Annotated in this window: 15 protein-coding genes; 2 read left to right on the top strand and 13 right to left on the bottom strand. The window is 64.8% G+C overall.

Annotation, left to right across the window (positions count from 1 at the left end; genetic code table 11):
- Positions 1–21: 21 nt before the first annotated feature.
- The 13 genes from ppx to AB7F41_RS08755 form a co-directional block, all read right to left on the bottom strand.
- Positions 22–1,548, bottom strand: a complete 1,527-nt coding sequence (gene ppx / locus AB7F41_RS08815; protein WP_428380436.1) for an exopolyphosphatase — start codon at positions 1,546–1,548, stop codon at positions 22–24.
- Entirely contained in the window at positions 1,541–3,772 is a 2,232-nt protein-coding gene (locus AB7F41_RS08810) for an RNA degradosome polyphosphate kinase (RefSeq protein ID WP_428380438.1), read from the bottom strand. Before AB7F41_RS08810 ends, ppx begins: the two co-directional genes overlap by 8 nt.
- A 61-nt stretch (positions 3,773–3,833) precedes the next feature.
- Positions 3,834–4,535 (bottom strand): hypothetical protein, encoded by a 702-nt coding sequence (locus AB7F41_RS08805; protein ID WP_428380440.1) that lies wholly within the window; start codon positions 4,533–4,535, stop codon positions 3,834–3,836.
- Entirely contained in the window at positions 4,532–5,746 is a 1,215-nt protein-coding gene (locus AB7F41_RS08800; protein WP_428380442.1) for an AI-2E family transporter, read from the bottom strand. Before AB7F41_RS08800 ends, AB7F41_RS08805 begins: the two co-directional genes overlap by 4 nt.
- Position 5,747: 1 nt before the next feature.
- Positions 5,748–6,296, bottom strand: a complete 549-nt coding sequence (locus AB7F41_RS08795) for a CDP-alcohol phosphatidyltransferase family protein (protein WP_428380443.1) — start codon at positions 6,294–6,296, stop codon at positions 5,748–5,750.
- A 38-nt stretch (positions 6,297–6,334) separates the two neighbouring features.
- A complete protein-coding gene (locus tag AB7F41_RS08790) occupies positions 6,335–7,126 on the bottom strand; it encodes an ABC transporter permease (RefSeq protein WP_428380445.1) in 792 nt (263 codons plus the stop codon).
- Positions 7,123–8,052 (bottom strand): ABC transporter permease, encoded by a 930-nt coding sequence (locus tag AB7F41_RS08785; RefSeq protein ID WP_428380447.1) that lies wholly within the window; start codon positions 8,050–8,052, stop codon positions 7,123–7,125. Before AB7F41_RS08785 ends, AB7F41_RS08790 begins: the two co-directional genes overlap by 4 nt.
- A 2-nt stretch (positions 8,053–8,054) precedes the next feature.
- The gene (locus AB7F41_RS08780; RefSeq protein WP_428380449.1) at positions 8,055–9,107 is read right to left on the bottom strand and encodes an ABC transporter ATP-binding protein; all 1,053 of its coding nucleotides are present in this window, start codon (positions 9,105–9,107) and stop codon (positions 8,055–8,057) included.
- Positions 9,104–9,835, bottom strand: coding sequence for a class I SAM-dependent methyltransferase (locus AB7F41_RS08775; protein ID WP_428380451.1), 732 nt, complete (start codon positions 9,833–9,835; stop codon positions 9,104–9,106). The genes AB7F41_RS08780 and AB7F41_RS08775 overlap by 4 nt, the downstream gene beginning before the upstream one ends.
- The gene (locus AB7F41_RS08770) at positions 9,802–10,281 is read right to left on the bottom strand and encodes a DNA polymerase III subunit chi (RefSeq protein ID WP_428380453.1); all 480 of its coding nucleotides are present in this window, start codon (positions 10,279–10,281) and stop codon (positions 9,802–9,804) included. Before AB7F41_RS08770 ends, AB7F41_RS08775 begins: the two co-directional genes overlap by 34 nt.
- 83 nt (positions 10,282–10,364) lie before the next feature.
- The gene (locus AB7F41_RS08765) at positions 10,365–10,670 is read right to left on the bottom strand and encodes a BON domain-containing protein (RefSeq protein WP_428380455.1); all 306 of its coding nucleotides are present in this window, start codon (positions 10,668–10,670) and stop codon (positions 10,365–10,367) included.
- 59 nt (positions 10,671–10,729) lie between these two features.
- Positions 10,730–11,125 (bottom strand): DUF4383 domain-containing protein, encoded by a 396-nt coding sequence (locus tag AB7F41_RS08760; protein WP_428380457.1) that lies wholly within the window; start codon positions 11,123–11,125, stop codon positions 10,730–10,732.
- Positions 11,126–11,359: 234 nt separating this feature from the next.
- On the bottom strand, positions 11,360–12,907 hold the full coding sequence (locus AB7F41_RS08755) for a leucyl aminopeptidase (protein ID WP_428380459.1): 1,548 nt from the start codon (positions 12,905–12,907) through the stop codon (positions 11,360–11,362).
- 407 nt (positions 12,908–13,314) lie between these two features.
- Here AB7F41_RS08755 and lptG point away from each other — a divergent pair, with 407 nt between their 5' ends.
- Complete coding sequence (lptG, locus tag AB7F41_RS08750) at positions 13,315–14,400, top strand: LPS export ABC transporter permease LptG (RefSeq protein WP_428380461.1); 1,086 nt, start codon at positions 13,315–13,317, stop codon at positions 14,398–14,400.
- Positions 14,400–16,976 carry an LPS-assembly protein LptD gene (locus tag AB7F41_RS08745; RefSeq protein WP_428380462.1) on the top strand — a complete coding sequence of 859 codons (2,577 nt, stop codon included), beginning with the start codon at positions 14,400–14,402 and terminating at the stop codon, positions 16,974–16,976. Before lptG ends, AB7F41_RS08745 begins: the two co-directional genes overlap by 1 nt.
- Positions 16,977–17,083 lie beyond the last annotated feature (107 nt).

The raw sequence follows: 17,083 nt of genomic DNA, 5'->3' as shown, positions 1-17,083 counted from the left end.
GCAGATTGAACGCATACAACGTCAGGGCGCGATCTCGATCTGCGCATCGACGCCCATGAGCTTGCCAAGAGACTTCAATCGGTTGAGCACGCGCTCGCTCGCCAGGTCCGCGTAAGCCGCGGGCAAGGTGAGCGTCGCCGCGCGATCGCAGACCCGCAAGCGGGTGCGAGGCAGCACGCCGGGAATGGACGCCGACAACAAATAAGCGACGCGCATCAGCGCGCCGAGAATGCGCGCGCGCGCGAAAAGACGCGTCGTCAGCAGCGTGCGCAAATCTGAAAGCGCTTCGGTCCCGTCGAGCCCTTCGTGGCGAAACACGATCGCTAGCGACAGAAAAGCGCGGCCAGGGTGATCGATCGCGACAAACGGCCCTTGCGTGACGATGTTCATGGCGCGCTGCGCGCGATATTCGGGATGGGCGCGCCAGGCGATGTCGGAGAGCAGACAGGCGGCGTGGCGCAGCCGGCGCTCTTCGTCCGTCTCATCGATTCCGCTCTTCTCCATATAGGCGTCGGTCCAATCCACGAGATCGTCGCCATAGCCGGGCGCGCGCGCGAACGTCGATTCCAGTTCTCGCGACGCCGAGAGCAAAGGATCGACGCGCCGTTCCGCAGGCGGGAGACGCTCGTACAACATGCCTTCGCGCACGCCGGCGGCGGAGATGACGATCTCGCGCGGCTTGGCGCGACGGATGATCTCATCGAGCACGATCGCGCCATAGGCGAGCAAAGGCCGGCGCGCGGCCGAAACAATATTGATGTCCTCCAGGGCTTCGCTGTCGATATGTTCGACAAGCGCGGCGAAATCGGCGGCTTCGCTCGTCTGGATACGGTAATGATGCATCACGCCGAGCGGATAGTTGCGCTGACGCATGTGAAGCTTCGCCAGCGAACGCCATGTGCCGCCGACCGCGTAGAAGGTGCGGCCCTTGAGATGTTCAAGCGGCTTGGCCCCGGCGATGGCCTTGCGGGCGATGCGCGTCGCTTCGCGCATCGAGCGCCGGGACGCGTCCATCAGCGCCAATCCGCCGAGCGGCAGCGTGACGCCCTTGCCGAGCGACTCCTTGCGAACGTCGATCAATTCGAGCGAACCGCCGCCGAGATCGCCGACGACCCCGTCGGGTTCATGGATCGCGGAGACGACGCCGAGGGCGGACAGCTCCGCCTCACGACGGCCCGAGAGTAGAGAAATGTCGCGCCGGATGGCGTCGCGCGCCGCATCGAGAAACATCGCGCCGTTCTTTGCTTCGCGCACCGCGGCCGTGGCGATCACATCGATGTCGTCGACGCCCATCGTTTCGCAGAGCACGCGATAACGGCGCAGCGCTTTCATCGCTTTTTCGACGCCATCGTCGGGCAGCCGGCCTGTCGTGACCACGCCCTTGCCGAGACCGCACATCGCCTTTTCGTTGAAGATTGGCGTCAGCGCGCGCGCAAGCGCCTGATAAGCGACGAGACGCACCGAATTCGAACCGATGTCGACGATGGCGACGGACCTCGGCCCGGACTCCACTCCCCGCAAAAATTGACTCTGCGGAGCCTCAAGCATTTTGGCCGCGCTTCAGCAGTGAGCGCGGCCGCCACTCCTTGAGCGATTTGCCGCGACCCGAAAGCGACGGATTTGTCATGAAATAATTATGCGCATTGAATCGTTCTTCGCCGTCCGGCGGAACGATGCGCAGCGAAGAGCCGTCCGGCAGGACGCGATAGCTCTGCTCATTGTCGATCAAATTGGCGAGCATGATCTGATCGAGCACCTGCTGGTGCACCGTCGGATTGATGATCGGCATCATCGCCTCGACGCGGCGATCGAGATTGCGCGGCATCAGGTCGGCGGACGAAATATAGACATGCGCGCGCGGATGCGGCAGCGCCCGGCCGCCGCCGAAAGCGTAGACGCGCGCATGTTCGAGGAAACGGCCGACGATCGACTTCACGCGGATATTGTCCGACAGACCGGGCACGCCCGGCCGCAGGCAGCAGATGCCGCGCACGATGAGATCGATGGACACGCCCGCCTGCGAGGCGGCGTAGAGGGCGTCGATGATCTCCGGATCGACGAGCGCGTTGCATTTGGCCCAGATCATGCCGGGCTTGCCGGCCTTCACGAAGCCGATTTCCTGCTCGATATGTTCGAGGAGCTTCTTCTTGAGCGAGATCGGCGAGACCGCCATGCGCTCCAGTCCGGCAGGCTCCGCATAGCCGGTGATGTAGTTGAAGATGCGCGACACGTCGCGTCCGATCGCCGGATCCGCGGTGAACACCGAAATGTCGGTATAGATGCGCGCCGTGACCGGGTGGTAATTGCCGGTGCCGACATGGCAGTAGGTGACGAGCCCCGAGCCTTCGCGGCGCACGACGAGCGACAATTTGGCGTGCGTCTTGAGTTCGATGAAGCCGAAGACCACCTGGGCGCCGGCGCGTTCGAGGTCGCGCGCCCAGCGGATGTTCGCCTCTTCGTCGAAGCGCGCCTTGAGTTCGACGAGCGCGGTGACCGACTTGCCCGCCTCCGCCGCCTCGACCAGCGCGCGCACGATCGGGCTGTTGTTGGAGGTGCGATACAGCGTCTGCTTGATGGCGATGACGTTGGGGTCGCGCGCCGCCTGTTGCAGGAACTGCACCACCACGTCGAAGGATTCGTAAGGATGATGGACGGCGAGGTCCTTCTGCTTGATCGCCAGGAAACAGTCGCCGCCATTGTCGCGCACCCGCTCCGGGAAACGCGGATTATAGGGCTTGAATTTCAGGTCGGGCCGATCGAGCGCGACGAGTTCCGAGAGATCGTTGAGCGCCAGCATGCCATCGATCTCGAACGTCTCCGGCTCGTTGACGTCGAGTTCCTCGGCGACGAGCGTGCGCAAGCTCGCCGGCATGTCGGCCGCCACTTCAAGTCGGATCACCGATCCGCGGCGGCGCCGTTTCAGCGCCGTCTCGAACAGCAGCACGAGGTCTTCGGCTTCTTCCTCGACTTCGAGGTCGCTGTCGCGGATGACCCGAAACAGCCCCTGCCCGCGCAACAGATAGCCGGGAAACAGACGCTGCGCGTTCATGGCGATCAGCGTCTCCAGAAGCATGAAACGCTCGCGCCCGGCGTCGCCTGTCGCGGGCAGACGCACGAAGCGTTCGATCTTCGGCGGCAAGCGAACGAGCGCCTGAAGCGTCTTGCGGTCGCCGGGACGCACGAGTTCGAGCGCCAAAGTGAAGCCGAGATTGGGGATGAAGGGAAACGGATGCGCCGGATCGACCGCAAGCGGCGTCAGCACCGGAAAGACGCGGCTGAGAAAATAGTCCTCGAGCCATTCGCGGTCCGCCTTGGAGACGTCCGCGGGCTCGACGATGACGATGCCCACGTCTTCGATCTCGGCGCGAAGCTCGCGCCAGCGCCGCAATTGCTCGCTGGTCAGAAGCGTGACCCGTTCGGTGATTTTCGTCAGCTGCTCGGCGGGGGTCAGACCGTCTTCGGAGGTCGCCGTCACGCCCGATCGCACCTGGCCGCGCAGGCCGGCGACGCGCACCATGAAGAATTCATCGAGGTTATTGGCGGAGATCGACAGAAACCGCAGCTGCTCGAGCAGCGGGTGGTTGCGGTTCGAAGCCTCCTCCAGCACGCGGCGATTAAACTCGAGCCAGGACAGTTCCCGGTTGATGAAGCGCTGCGGCGAGGCCGCGAGCTTGGCCGGATCCTCGACGAGAATCTCGTCGACGCGATCCATGACGGCGATGTCCGCGCCCGTGCGCTCGGCCGCGAGCTGATCCTGAATATGCGGTTTCATTTCCATTTTTCCGGTCATCGCCATCATGCCACAGGCCCGAGCCGCCGCAAAAGCCTCGGCCTTACTTGTCGATGAAACTGTCCATAACCTTGGCCGCCAGCGATCGTGTGACAGGCCGCCCCTGCGCCAGCGCCTCGCGGTCGAGGGCTGCGACGAAAGACCGCGCGGCGGCCAGCGAGCGCTCCAGCCGCAGCGCGACGAACGCCAGCGCGGGCGGCTCGACCATGAGCTGACAATCCGCAAAAAGCTTCACCAGCACGGCGCGCACCAACGCCTCGTCCGGCGCGCCGATCTCGACCGCGGGGGCCCGGCGCAGACGCGACAGCAGGTCGGGCAGACGGACGTCGTCGCGGCGCGGCGCGCGGGCCGCGCTCATCAGCAGGAAGATCCTGCTTTCGTTGACAAAATTCAGCAAATGAAACAGCGCCGTTTCATCAGCGACGCGGTCGACGTCGTCGATCAGGATGGCGCGGGGGGCTTGCGCGGCGAGCCGCTCCAGCGTCGGCGGCGCGTCGGCCGGAACCACGAGAGCGTCGGCGCGCGCCGCCCAGATGGCGCAAAGATGGCTCTTGCCGGCGCCCGGCGGGCCGATCAGCATCAGAACGCGATCCGGCCAATCCGGCCAGCGCTCGATCATGTCGAGCGCCGCCAGATTCGACGCGGCCGGCAGAAATTCCTCGCGCCCGAACCGAGGCGTCGTCGGCAGGTCGAGCGGCAGTTGCCGCCCCGACGGGCGTTCCTCCGGCGCGCCGGCCTTCGTCATGCGATGTCCGTGATCGGATGCTGGTACAACGCGCTCGCGCGATAGCGCCGCGCCAGAAAGCGCATGAAGGCGCCCAGCGCCGCCGCCACGGGCACGGCGACGATAAGTCCGGTAAAGCCGAACAGCGCGCCGAACGCCAGCAAGGCGAACATGATCCAGACCGGATGCAGGCCGACGGAGGCGCCGACAAGCCGCGGCGACAGCACATAGCCGTCCATGATCAGTCCGGTGGTCACGATCGCCACCGCCTCGATCGGCAGGTGGATATGCGGCCAGCCCTGCACGATCGCGACGATAATCGAGAGGACGAAGGCGGTGATCGAGCCGACATAGGGGATGAAGCTCAGAAAGCCCGCGCTGACCCCGATGAGGAAGCCGAAGTTCAGTCCGATCGCCGAAAGCCCCACCGCATACCAGACGCCCAGGAACAGGCAGACCAGCGACTGACCGCGCACGAAGCCCGCCAGCGCGCGGTCGATGTCGCGCGCCAGCGAACGCACGTCCTCGCGATGGCGCGGCGGGATCAGATCGTCGATGATCGCGACCATGTGATCCCAGTCAAGCAGCATATAGAAGGCGACAACGGGCGTAATAACGATGAGGGAGATCACGTTGATGAGCGCATAGCCGCGCCACAACAGCGATTTCATGAAGTCGCCGAACAATGTCGCCGCCTGACTCGTCAGATCGTTGATGTATTTTTGCGCGTCGAACGAGGCCGCGGCGCCCCCAAGTCCGAATTCCTGCAGCCAGTTGTTGATGGAATCGCTGGTGAAGCGTTCGCTCCACTGCGTGAGCAGCCCGTGCAGCGTCTGCAGATAGCCCGGGAGCGAGGTGATGAAGCCGGCGAGCTGATGCGAGAGAATCGGGACCAGAACGACGGCCGCGGTTCCGACGACCAGGAGGAAGACGACGAGCAGAAGCCCCGCGGCGCCCAGCCGCGACAGTCCGAGCCGCTGCAGGCGGTCGGCCACGGGGTCGAGCAGATAGCCGAGCGCGGTCCCGGCGACAAAGGGCGCCAGCACCGGGCTCAGGAAATAGAGCGCGAGGCCCAGGACCAGAAGCGTCAGGACCCAGAGCGCGAGCTGCCGTTCGAGGCTCAGCCCCGCCCACTGCAGCTGCCGCATCTCGTCGGCGTCTGTTCCAAACGCCTGAGACGGCACTGGCGGCGGCGCAACGCTGGAGCCCCGCGACGGTTTTCTCTGCGACATGTCACAGCCTCATATGCCGGACCCAGAGCCACAGATAGACGCAGGCGGAAGTGACGGTCAATGCGGCGACGAGGGCGATGAGCGCGACATTTAACAACGGAAAGTGAATGTCATATGCGTGCGCGGCCAATATCACGCCCGCGAGCACCAGTTGCGCCGCCGTGGTCGCCTTTGAAGAAAAGTGTGGATGCACCTGCATTGGCCGGCCCATCAGCCAGGACAGCGAAACGGCGCCGGTGATCATGAGATCGCGAAACACCACCATGATCACGAGCCAGGCCGGCAGCGCGTCGACGATGGCGAGCGTGACATACATTGAAACGATCAGCGCCTTGTCGGCGATCGGATCGAGGATTGCGCCGAGCTCGGACTGCAGCGCGTAGGTCCGGGCCAGCCATCCGTCGAGCGCATCCGACAGACCGGCGACGGCGAACAGCACGAAGGCGGCGCTCCATTGTCGCTCGACGATCAGCGAGATCGCCGCCGGAGTCAGCACGATGCGGCCAATGGTGATGAAATTCGGGACGGAGGCGAACCAATTGGGAGTCATGACGCCTTATCTGGCGCAGCCGCTGCAGTTTTCACCGTTCATGACATCCGCCGGCCGCGCCAATAGGAGACAAGCGCGGCGACTCCGAGCGCCAGGGCGACGAGCGCGAGAAGCAAGGTCGAAATGGCGTTGATCTGCGGCGAAACGCCCAAACGCACCTGGGAATAGATGCGCATCGGCAGCGTCGTCGCGCCGGGGCCGGTCGCAAAGCTCGCTATGACGAGGTCGTCGAGCGACAAGGTGAACGCCAACAGAAAAGCGGCGATCGCCGCCGGCGCGATCTGCGGCAGCGCGACGCGCAGGAAGGCTCCAAGAGGCGTGGCGCCGAGATCCATCGCCGCCTCTTCCAGCGCCGGATCGCAGTCGCGCAACGCCGCAAGGATCGCCACGGTCGTAAAACTGACCGTCAAAGTGACATGGCCGATGACGAGCGTGACAAAGCCCCGCCCGACGCCGAGCGCCACGAAACAGCTGAGGAGCGCCAGGCCGAGCACGACTTCCGGCAGAACGAGCGGCGCGTGCAGGGCGCCGAAAAACAGCAGGCGCGTGCGAAAGCGGCCGAAACGCGCGAGCGCAATCGCGGCGAAAAGGCCAAGCAGAGTCGCGATCGTCGCCGAGGTCAGCGCGGCGGCGAGGCTGATTTTCGCCGAATGCAGCAGCTGCGCATTGTCGAGCAGCGTTGCATACCATTTCGTGGAAAATCCGCCCCAGACGGAAACCAGACGCGAGGCGTTGAAGCTCATGATCGCGAGAATCGCGATCGGCGCGTAGAGGAAGACGAAGCCGATCAGGAGCGTCGCGCGCCGCGCCCAGGACGCCGCGGCGCTCATTGCGAATCGTCCTCTTCCTTGAGCCGCGCGCGCTCCCACAACAGCAGCGGAATCATCAACAGAGCGACGAGCGTGATCGCCGCGGCCGAGGCGGCCGGCCAGTCGTGATTGGAAAAGAAATCATTCCACAGGGTTCGTCCGATCATCAGCGTTTCGGAGCCGCCGAGAAGATCGGGGATGACGAATTCGCCGACCGCTGGAATGAAAACCAGAAGCGCGCCGGCGAAGACGCCTTCGCGCGACAGCGGCAATGTCACGCGCAGGAACACTTGCGCCGGCGCGGCGCCGAGGTCGGCCGCCGCCTCGCGAAGGCTCGGGTCCTGACGCTCCAGCGCCGCATACAGCGGCAGCAGCATGAACGGCAGATATGAGTAGACGATGCCGACGACGACGGCGCCTGGCGTCGCGAACATCCGCAGCGGCGTCGAAATGACGCCGAGCGCCATCAGCGCGTTATTGATGAGCCCTTCATCCTTCAGGAGCGCCATCCAGGCGTAGACGCGAATGAGAAAGCTCGTCCAGAACGGCGCGGCGGCGAGACCGATGAGAATCGGGCGCCACCGTTCCGGCGCGCGCGCCATGGCGAGCGCGAAGGGATAGGCGACGAGCAGCGTGATGAGCGTCGCAATCGCGGCGATGGTGAGCGAAGAGAGATAGGATTCGACATAGAGCGTGTCGCTGAACAGCGCGCGATAGGAGTCGAGCGTGAAGGACTGCGCTTTCGACCAGATGTCGGAGAGAACATCCGAATACGCGAAGATCGGGCGATATGGCGGACGCGCGAGCACCGACTGCGACACTGAAATCTTGGCGACGAGCAGCATCGGCGCAAGCAAAAAGGCGCCGATCCAGAAATAAGGCGCCGCGAGCACGAGGCGTTCGCCCAACGAAAGTTTGCGTGGACGCGGGCGCGCTCTCGCCTCCATTGCTACGGCTCCTCGGCAAGAAGCGCGCCGGCGTCGGGCGGGACGCTGAGCCGCACCGGATCGCCGATCGCGTGGCGCGCGCCATGGCCCGCCGCCGCGCGCAAAACGACGTGTTCCGAGACGCGCACGCGCAGGAGAGTCGTTTCGCCGCGAAACACGAAATTCTCGACGACGCCGGGAATCCCCTCGCCTTCGCGCGCGACGCCGATGCGCTCCGGGCGCACGCTGAGCGTCGCCCGCGCGCCATTGGGAAGATCGCTGGGACCGCAGGGGATCCGCCCAAATTCGGTGATCAGCGCCGCAGCGCCGTTGCGCTCCAGACGCCCCTCGATGAAATTCGTTTCTCCGACGAAGCCCGCGACGAAACGGGTCGCGGGCTGATCGTAGATCTCCATCGGCCCGGCGACCTGCTCCACCCTGCCCGCCCGCATCACCGCAATGCGGTCGGCAAGCGCCAACGCCTCATCCTGATCATGGGTGACGATGACGAAACTGGTTTGCGTCTGGCGCTGGATTTCCTTCAGCTGAAACTGCGTCTCTTCGCGCAGCTTGCGGTCGAGCGCGCCGAGCGGCTCGTCGAGCAGCAGCATCTTCGGCCGCGGCGCGAGCGCGCGCGCAAGGGCGACGCGCTGCTTTTGTCCGCCCGACAGTTCAGCGATGCGTCGACGGCCGAACTCCGAAAGCTGAGTCATCTCGAGCAATTCGCGCACGCGCGCGTCGATGGCGGCTTTCGCTTCGCCCTTCCGGCGCAAGCCGAAGGCGATGTTCTCGAAGACATTCAGATGCGGGAACAGCGCATAGGACTGAAACATCATATTTACCGGTCGCCGATAGGGCGGCACGCCGGCGAGATCGACGCCGTTCAAGGCGATCGTTCCGGCGTCCGGCGATTCGAAGCCGGCGATGCAGCGCATCAAGGTGGTTTTGCCGCAGCCGGACGGACCGAGCAGCGCGAAAAATTCGCCGGCGCCGACGCTGAGCGACACGTCTTCGAGCGCGACCACCGCGCCAAATGTCTTGCTGACCTTGGTAATCGAAAGCAGCGGCGCGCTCACGCGCCGGCCTCGCGGCGAAACTCGGCGCGCCAGTGCCGACCAACGACGTCCTTCGCGGGAATGTCCTCAAGCGCGACCAGCCGCAGACCGTCGACGGCCAGAGCTTCGATATCCTCTTTTGCGAGCGGCCATGGCGGCCCGCCAATTTCTTCGTCAGCGTCGCGCGCCCGCGAGATGACGAGCAGCGTTCCGCCCGGCGCAACGAAGGACGCGAGCGCGAGCGCGGCGTCAGGCAGAAGCGCTTTCGGCAACGCCTGCAACGTGTAAAGCTCGTGCACGAAATCGAAAGCGTCGCGCCATTCCTTCGGCGCATCGAAGAGATCGGCCGCTCGATAGTCGACGTCGCTTTCCGGGAAGCGCTCGCGCGCCCATTGCACGGCGCGCTCCACGAGATCGAAGGCGACGACGCGGGCGCCTGCGTGGGCCAGCGCCTCGGCGTTGTCGCCCAGTCCGCAGCCGACGTCGAGCGCGCGAAGGCCGGCGATCGGATGTCTGGCGAGCCAGTCTTCGAGCAACGGCCGCGGTTCGAGATGCGCCCAGGGAACGGCGGCCGGATCGTCCTCGGCGAGCGAATAGACGGTTTCAAACCACTCGCGGCGTTTCGGATCGGCCTCGGTTCCGCCGGGCTGCTTATGGGGATCGAACGCGTCGAGCCTCTCGCGCGCCTTAGCGCGGCGCTCGATAAAATCTTCGCCTAGGACTTCGGTTCTCGGGCCTTTTCTTCCCATCCGCCGCTCTCGCTCTGTTGGTGATAGACGAGGCTATAGCCCAGTTCGCGCAGTTCTTTCCATTGCGCGCGCGCATCGGCAAGCTCCGCGTCGTCGCGCCCGTCGAACAGCAGCGCGGCGCGCGCGCTGGGCGCGCCCGCCCCAGCGAGCGCCGGCGCGATGCGCGCGCCTTCCACGAAGAAGCGCACGTCGGCGTCGTTCGGATTGTCATCCGCGCAGGTGAGATAGATCGGCAGTCGCTCGGGCGCCCCTTCGGTCTTTGTCCCGTGCGGGAGGAAACTCTCCGGTCGATACGACCAGAGATCCGCATCGAGCTTCTTGAGCCTCGCTTCGCTCGCGGCTTGCACGACGGCCCGCCAGCCGCGCGCGCGGGAACGCTCAAGAAGCGTCGGCAGCGTCTGCTCCACCGTCGCGCGGGTGAGATGATAGAAGGCGATCTCCAGCATGGCGTTCTGGTTCTATCGCCCTCATGCCTATGGCGAAACCTTCGCGACCCGCGGCTGTTCGCCAGCTAGCGCCCGCCCAGCCGTCAGCCCGGCGTCCAGGACGGCGGATCGCTCGCGGGAAAGGATTCCACGCCCGCCTCGTAGACGGTGTCCTTCGGCGCCTCGAAGAGGACGGCGATCGTCAGCGCATTTTTCACTTTGACGAGCGAAGACGCCGAGGCGGCGGCGTATTCCGCCTCCATCCATTCGGCCGCCGACGCGACCGAGCCCTTCAGCACCACCTCGTCGCCGGTGACCTCAATCGAAATGGACTTGGGATCCGCCACCCCGCTCCCGTCGAGCGCCTCGCGCACCGCGGCGCGAAGCCACACTGTCTCCAAACCGGTCATTGCAGCCTCGGCCCAGCGCGCCGTCGCAGCCCCAGCGGCTGCGACGCATGTTGCCCGCGTTACATATGGGCCAGGGTGAACGAACGTTCCATGGGGGTGGTAAAGCCGATCGCGAGCAGGACGGCCGCGATTGCGGCGTGGAGCCAGTTGTCGGCCGTGTTCACGGCGAGGAGACCGCCAAGCTGAACGGCGTTCGGCGCGGCGAAACCGAGAATGGCGATCGCCGCATAGGCGACGGCCAGGGCTCGGATCATCAGCACCGGCGCGCCGAAGAAGGGGCTGAGCATCAACAGCCCGCCGCTGATAAGATGCGCGAAGTTATGCGCCGCGTTCACCTGGAAGAACCCGCTATCGTAAACGACTGGGTTGGGGACGAAGCCGAGCAGTCCGACCGCCACCAGGATGACGCCGAATATGGTCGCGAGGACATCGGCGCGCCAATGAGATTCGATCATGATGCGTTCCTTTCAGTCCCGGACGAACTGTATTGAGCATCAGATCGGGCGGCGCGAAAACATTTCCATCAAAAACACGCAAACCAAATTACCGATAAGCCATAGCAATTGGGGCTCTGACCCATAGAGTTATCGAACGGCTATAAGCCGGAACAGCGCCGGGAAAATAATTGGGCAAAGCCCGCCGGAGGCGGCGACAATCGCCGTCTCCTGAGCGCGCATAACGGCCCCCCGCTACCCCTCGTAATAGTCGCGGACCAGTCGGTCCAAGAGCCGCACGCCCCAGCCGGCGCCCCAGCTCTGATTGGTGTCGCTCATCGGCGAGCCCATGCCGGTGCCGGCGATGTCGAGATGCGCCCAGGGCGTCTTGCCGACGAAGCGCTGCAGAAAATGCGCGGCGGTGATCGAGCCGGCGTGGCGGCCGCCGGTGTTCTTCATATCGGCGAATTTCGAGTCGATCAGCTTGTCATAGGCGGGGCCCATCGGCATGCGCCACAGCTTCTCGCCGATATGCTGCCCGGACCTGGTCAGATGGTCGGCGAGTTCGTCATTGTTGGAGAAGAGCCCGCCATATTCCTGACCCAGGGCGACGAGAATGGCGCCGGTGAGCGTCGCGAGATCGACGACCGCCGCTGGCTTGTGCTTGTCGATGACATAGGTCAGCGCGTCGGCGAGCACGAGGCGGCCTTCGGCGTCGGTGTTGACGATTTCGATCGTCTGGCCCGACATGGACCTCACAATGTCGCCCGGCCGCTGCGCCTTGCCGTCCGGCATGTTCTCGACGAGACCGAGCACGCCGACGACATTGGCCTTGGCCTTGCGGGCGCCGATCGCATACATGGCGCCGGTCACGGCCGCCGCGCCGGCCATGTCGCCCTTCATGTCCTCCATCGACGCCGCCGGCTTGATGGAAATGCCGCCGGAATCGAAAACGACGCCCTTGCCGACGAAGGCGATTGGCGCGGCGCCCTCGGCGCCGCCGCTCCAGCGCAGAACCACGAGCCGGCTGCCGGCCTCCGATCCCTGCCCGACGCCAAGCAGCGCGCGCATGCCGAGTTCGGACATGGCCTTCTCGTCAAGGATCTCGACCTCGACGCCGAGCTTCATCAGCTCCGACGCGCGGCGGGCGAATTCGGGCGGCGTCAGGACATTCGCCGGCTCGTTGACGAGAGTCCTGGCGAGAACGACCGCATCCGCCAGATGGCCGCTGTCGGACATCGCCGCGCTCACGGTTTCCGGATCGGCCAGGGCGACGACGACCTCCATGGGGCCGTCGCGGTCCGCCTCGTCCTTTTTCTTTGTCTTATAGTGATCGAACTTATAAGAGCGCAGCCATCCGCCGAGAGCGAATTGCGAGACGGCGTCGTGCGCGGCGGAGAGTCCGTCCGGCAGATCGAACAGCACGATCGCCTTGCCGCCGGGACCAATTTTTGCGGCGGTCTGGCCGCCGAGGGCGAAGAAATCCTCGAAAGGCTTGGCGGCGTCGCCCTCGGCGTCTTCCCCCTGGCCCAGGCCGATGAGGATCACGCGGCTCGCCGGCGCGCCGGGCGCGGCGAGGACTTCGAGCGATGTTCCGGATTTACCCTTGAATTTCGCCGCTGCGGCGGCGCGCGCGAGATGGGCGGCCGCATCCTTCAGAATGCTCGCGGCGCGCTCGCCCATCGCGAGACCGCGGTCGACGAAAGCGACGAGCGTGCGCGGATGCCCCTCCTCTTCCGGCTGGCGGAGCAGCGCCTCGGCGGCGTCGAATGGCTGGACTTCAAATTTCGCGTTGACGAGCATCAGGGCCTCTTGCCTCCCCCGCCGAAGCGGACGCTATTCCGCCGCAAATGCGTCGGTTTTGTCGAAAATGCGCGCCGGCGGCGCGCCGGGCGCGCGAATTCACGGGAATGGCGCGCACTATCTTCCGGCGGGCGGCGGCGGTCAATCGCGACCGGCAGCTTTTTTTAATAATTCTAAGGCCAATTTCTCCGCCGCGGAATCGCCGCGATCTTTCCGCAGAAATCCCCCCGTGGCCCAAAAGCAACGCTCGCAAATTGAATGTGTTGGCGCGGCGCGGCGCGGCCGTGCGACGCTTGCGCGCGAAGACGCCAGAGTCTAGCGATCGTTAACTGAACTTTAATGCCAGCGCCTGGGCGCAGCGCGCCTCAGCATGCGGCGCGGCAACACGATGGAGGAAAGCCGCAGCCATGATCGGGGCGACGATCACGCGCTATTTCGCGCTGCGGTTCATGCGCACGATTCTGGCGATCTTCTTTACGATCTTCTGCCTGATGTTCGTGGTGGTTTTCGTTGAGATGCTGCGGCGCGCCAGCGACAATCCGCAGGCGGGCGCCGCGACCGTCGCGCTGATGACGGCGATGCGCGTTCCGGCGGCCGCCGAGATGATTCTGCCCTTCGCCGTTCTCTTCGGGTCCATGGCGACCTTCGTCGACCTGACGCGAAAACTTGAGCTGATCGTCGCGCGCGCCGCCGGCATGTCGGTCTGGCAGTTCATCGCGCCGCCGGCGCTCACCGCCCTGCTGATCGGCGTTGTGTCCGTCGCCATCTACAACCCGCTGTCGGCGTCGATGAAGCAGCGCTCCGAACAGATGGAATGGGATCTGTTCGGCGTGCCCGGCAGTCTGCGCATCGATCATGGCGTCTGGCTCCGCCAGCATGGCGTCGACGGCCTCGCTATCATGCACGCGATGAATTCCGCCAACGGCGGTTCGGAGCTGACGTCCGTCAGCGTCAATATCTATGCGCCGCGCGGCGGTTTCCTCGAGCGGGTGGAAGCGAATCATGCGCGGCTGGAGCCCGGAGTCTGGGTTCTCGAAAACGCGCAGGTGAGCATGCCCGGAGAGCCGTCGCGCAAGGTCGGCTCCTATATGCTCGCGACCGATCTGACGCCGGAGCAGGTTGCGGCGGCGACCACGCCGCCGCAAGGCACGCCGTTCTGGTCGCTGCCCGAAATGACGGCGCGCACCGCCGAAGCAGGTCTTGACGCGACAGGTTACCGGCTGCAATTTCAGACGCTTCTTGCGCGGCCGCTGCTGCTCGTCGCGATGGTTCTCGTCGCCGCTTCCTTTTCGTTAAGATTCTTTCGATTTGGCGGCGTCGCCAAGACCCTTTCGGGTGGCGTGGCCGCAGGCTTCGTGCTTTACATCGTTACTAAAGTCCTCTCGGATCTCGGCGGCGCAGGGATGATCAGTCCCGTCGTGGCCGCATGGTCGCCTGCGCTTGTCGGGAGCATGTTGGGAACTGTCATCCTGCTGTATTCGGAGGACGGCTAATGGCGCTCGCCAGCCCGTCCCGGCGTCTCACCCTTTTCGCGGCCGCCCTCGCGCTCGCTGAGGCGGCCCTCGTCAACGTCTCAGCCGCTGCGCCACAGCCGGCGGGCGGAGACGGCGCGCGCATGGTCGTCGAGGCCAAAGAGCTCGTCTACGACGAGAAAAGGAACACGGTCACCGCGCGGGGCGACGTCGAGATCTACTACAAGGGCCGGCTGCTCGAGGCCGACCGCGTCACCTATGACCGCAACACCTCGCGCGTCTACGCCGAGGGCCACGCCAAGCTGACCGAAACCGACGGCTCGATCGCGCATGCGGATCGCTTCGACCTCACCGACGACTTCAAGAACGGCTTCATCGAGAGCCTGCAGGTCGACTCCGCCAACAACACCCATTTCACCTCGCCGCGGGCCGAGCGGGCGGGCGACACGACAACCTTCGACATGGGCACCTACACCGCCTGCGAAGCCTGTCGGAACGACCCGTCGAAACCGCGCACCTGGCAAATTCGCGCCAAGCGGATCATCCACGACAACGTCGAGAAGATGGTCTACTACGAGGACGCCTCGTTCGAACTTCTCGGCGTGCCGGTCGCCTATGTGCCGTTCTGGTCGTCCCCGGATCCGACGGTCAAACGCAAATCCGGTTTTCTGTCGCCGGTCTTCGTCTATCGCCAGCAGCTCGGCACCGGCGTCGGCGTGCCGTATTTCTGGGCGATCGCGCCCGATTACGACCTCACCGTAACGCCGATCTATTTCTCGCGGCAGGGCCCGTTCGTGACGGCCGAATTCCGCCAGCGGTTCGAGAATGGCTCCTATACGATCCGCGGCCAGGGCACGCATGTGGGCGACACGAGCGCGTTCGCCGCGGCCCCGCTCGGCGCCGGCAACAAGCAGTGGCGCGGCGCCATCCAGTCCTTCGGCGAATTCTGGCTCAACGATCGCTGGCGCGCCGGCTGGGACATCACGGCGTTGTCCGATCGATTTTTTCTGCAGGACTATCAGCAATACAACTATCTTCTGCAGAACTATTTCTTCCGAGAAGCGTCGTCGACGATCTATCTGACCGGCCAGGGTCCGCGCAGCTACTTCGACATGCGCGGGTATTATTTCCAGCTGCTGTCGCCCAATGACGTGCAGGCGCAACAGCCGGTCGTCCATCCGGTGATCGATTACAATCGCGTCTTCGACATTGATCCGGCGGCGACCGCCGGGGTCGGCGGACAGATCGAGGTCGACGCCAATGTGACCAGCACCTCCGCCAGCGTCGCCAACTTCGAATCGATTCAGCCGCGCACGCTCGACCGCATCTATGGTCTCTACAACGTTTGCCAGATCTACGGGCGCGCGCCGGATCCGGCGCAGAGCGGCTGTCTGTTGCGCGGCGTCGGCGGCGATTACGAGCATGCGACGATCAGCGGCTCCTGGAAGCGCAAAGTCATCGATCCCATCGGCGGCGTGTGGACGCCGTTCGCCTTTGCGCGCTTCGTGGGCAGCTATCTCAACTACGACCGCCAGGGCATGTACCCGATCTATAACCAGTCGCTGTCGCCGATCCCGAATGGCGCGCAGGGCCAGTTCTTCGACGGCGCCGACAATCGCTTCCGCGGCCAGGCGCTGCCGGGCATCGGCGCCGAATGGCGCTATCCAATCCTCGCCAGAAGCTTCTTCGGCGACATTGTCTTCGAACCGATCGCGCAGGTCGTCGCCCGTCCCAACGAAACGTCGATCCCCTCGCTGGTCAATATCGACGCGCAGAGCCTCGTCTTCGACGATTCGACGCTGTTCGAATGGAACAAATTCTCGGGCTATGACCGCTTCGAGACCGGCACGCGCCTCAACTATGGCGGACAGGCCACCCTGTCGCTGTCGAACGGCGGCTTCATCAACGCGATGATCGGCCAGTCGCGCCAGATCGCCGGCGCCAACTCCTATGCGCAGGCCGACGCTGCGAATGTCGGCCTCGACTCCGGACTCAACTCACGGGCGTCGGACATCGTCGGGCGTTTCGCCTTCGCGCCGTCTTCGTTCCTCAGCTTCGTCGCCAAGGGCCGCTTCGACAAGGGAGATCTGCGCGCCCGCCGGATCGACCTGTTCGCGACGATGAACCTCGATCCGATGTCGCTCCAGGTCCAATACGCGAATTACGCGTCGCAGCCGGCGATCGGCTTCGACGTGCGTCGCCAGGGGCTCTCGGCGACCGGACGGTATGACATCACGAACAATTATTTCCTGACCGGCACCGTCACGTTCGACATGAGCCGCTATCTCTACAACTCGCTCACCAATCCGACGACGGTTCCGTACACGACGACTCTCACCGGCGTAAATCTCACCGGCTCGGCGCCTCTATTCTCGATCGCGACGCTTGGCGGCGGCATCGGCTACCAGGACGAATGCACGACGCTCTCAATCAATTATTCTCAGATCTACCAGCCACAGTCGTACACGGGCCTGCCGGCGCGCAACCAGACGGTGATGGTGACGCTTCAGCTGCGCACGCTGGGCGAAGCGAAGTTCAACTACGGCGTCGGCTCGGTGCTCGTGAACGACGGCGTGCGGACCAGTCTGGCGCGCTGAACCGCCCTAGTTACTCAGATTGCAATCCTCACGTCGGGAGGACGCCCGGCGCCTCCCGTGCTAAAAGCGCCGCAATCTGGCGTCCGACATCAACGCGCAGTCGCGTA

Source organism: Methylocystis sp., from assembly GCF_050251305.1.
In the GTDB taxonomy this organism is placed as follows: domain Bacteria; phylum Pseudomonadota; class Alphaproteobacteria; order Rhizobiales; family Beijerinckiaceae; genus Methylocystis.
The sequence above is the reverse complement of the archived record's forward strand: the minus strand, read 5'-3'. Positions and strand labels throughout refer to the sequence as shown.

Bases quoted from the DNA above. Each gene is read 5' to 3' on its own strand.
- AB7F41_RS08775 (WP_428380451.1), bottom strand. From the start codon at position 9,835: ATGGGAAGAAAAGGCCCGAGAACCGAAGTCCTAGGCGAAGATTTTATC.
- AB7F41_RS08795 (WP_428380443.1), bottom strand. From the start codon at position 6,296: ATGACTCCCAATTGGTTCGCCTCCGTCCCGAATTTCATCACCATTGGC.
- AB7F41_RS08790 (WP_428380445.1), bottom strand. From the start codon at position 7,126: ATGAGCGCCGCGGCGTCCTGGGCGCGGCGCGCGACGCTCCTGATCGGC.
- ppx (WP_428380436.1), bottom strand. From the start codon at position 1,548: ATGCTTGAGGCTCCGCAGAGTCAATTTTTGCGGGGAGTGGAGTCCGGG.
- AB7F41_RS08770 (WP_428380453.1), bottom strand. From the start codon at position 10,281: ATGCTGGAGATCGCCTTCTATCATCTCACCCGCGCGACGGTGGAGCAG.
- AB7F41_RS08765 (WP_428380455.1), bottom strand. From the start codon at position 10,670: ATGACCGGTTTGGAGACAGTGTGGCTTCGCGCCGCGGTGCGCGAGGCG.
- AB7F41_RS08785 (WP_428380447.1), bottom strand. From the start codon at position 8,052: ATGGAGGCGAGAGCGCGCCCGCGTCCACGCAAACTTTCGTTGGGCGAA.
- AB7F41_RS08760 (WP_428380457.1), bottom strand. From the start codon at position 11,125: ATGATCGAATCTCATTGGCGCGCCGATGTCCTCGCGACCATATTCGGC.
- AB7F41_RS08805 (WP_428380440.1), bottom strand. From the start codon at position 4,535: ATGACGAAGGCCGGCGCGCCGGAGGAACGCCCGTCGGGGCGGCAACTG.
- AB7F41_RS08745 (WP_428380462.1), top strand. From the start codon at position 14,400: ATGGCGCTCGCCAGCCCGTCCCGGCGTCTCACCCTTTTCGCGGCCGCC.
- AB7F41_RS08800 (WP_428380442.1), bottom strand. From the start codon at position 5,746: ATGTCGCAGAGAAAACCGTCGCGGGGCTCCAGCGTTGCGCCGCCGCCA.
- lptG (WP_428380461.1), top strand. From the start codon at position 13,315: ATGATCGGGGCGACGATCACGCGCTATTTCGCGCTGCGGTTCATGCGC.
- AB7F41_RS08755 (WP_428380459.1), bottom strand. From the start codon at position 12,907: ATGCTCGTCAACGCGAAATTTGAAGTCCAGCCATTCGACGCCGCCGAG.
- AB7F41_RS08810 (WP_428380438.1), bottom strand. From the start codon at position 3,772: ATGAAACCGCATATTCAGGATCAGCTCGCGGCCGAGCGCACGGGCGCG.